We start from the raw sequence: 1169 nt of genomic DNA on the forward strand, positions 1-1169 counted from the left end.
CCGCGGGCATCACGGATAGTAAGGAGGCTTTCATCGCAGATTGCCTAAAAGACGGGCTAAATTTAAATCACGTAGATTTGCTAGGTGTCATCTACGATCGTGCAGGCGACGCTTTTGAATACCTAAAAAGCATTGGAGTGGAGTTTTCGGGCAAGGTGATATCTGCTAGCGGACACTCGCTAAAGCGCGCCGTACAGGCCAAAAACGCCAGCGGCTCGGGCTACATCAGCCGATGCATAAGGCAATCGAGGAAAATGCAAATGCTGTAATCAAGAAGCGTACTAAATTTGATGATTTTGTCGTGGACGACAGCGGTCGCGTCGTAGGCGTAAAGTGTCGCGAAGAATATAAGTTCGATCCGCAGCTTGCTAGCGACGATAGGGAAAACAAAAGTGGCGAAGTAAAATTTTTTAAAGCCAAAGATGGCGTCGTTCTGGCTGCGGGTGGATACAGCTCAGATAAATGGTTTCGCGCGCAGCAGGTGCCGTATCTAAAAGACAATATCGAAACCGTAAGCCAACCCGGTGCTACCGCAGGTGCGCTTATCGCGGCGATGAAGCTAGGTGTGAATCCTTTGCAACTCAGCTGGATTCAACTAAATCCTTATACCAATCCTAGCGAGAAGGGATTTGGTACTTCTGCGCTATTTTCAAATCACTGCGCTAACGACTATGGTCTAACTGTCGATCCAAAGACGGGCAAACGCTTTATGAACGAGCACGCCGGGCGCAAGATCAAAACCGAAGCGATCTTTAAATGTATGGCGGAGAGCGAAAATAACGACAACTATCCCGTAAATATCTGCGATCAAGCCGCAGTTGATGCAAATAATCCGGTCTATACGTCAAAAGGCGTAGAAGCAGGCTCAATTAAAAAATTTAATACCTTGGAAGAGCTTGCAAAATTTTATAAAATTCCGCTGGAGCCGTTTTTAAAAACCGTCGCGGATTTTAACGGCTATGTCAAAGCAGGAAGTGACCCGGAGTTTGGCAAGCCTTTGACAAAAGCCGACGTAGGCGGTATCGACGTATCAAAAGCTCCATTTTATGCGTGTCAAACAAGCCCGAAAATTCTTTACTGCATGGGCGGCGTACAGATCAATACCAAAGCCCAGGTTATTGACGCGGCTAGCGGCGAGCCGATCGCAGGGCTATATGCAGCGGGCGAAA

1 pseudogene is annotated in these 1169 nt (G+C 47.7%); it reads left to right on the forward strand.

The features are described 5' to 3' along the window. A pseudogene (locus Q0340_RS08095) lies at positions 1 to 1169 on the forward strand (FAD-binding protein); the annotation flags it as partial.

Source organism: uncultured Campylobacter sp. (assembly GCF_938045595.1).
GTDB lineage: Bacteria > Campylobacterota > Campylobacteria > Campylobacterales > Campylobacteraceae > Campylobacter_B.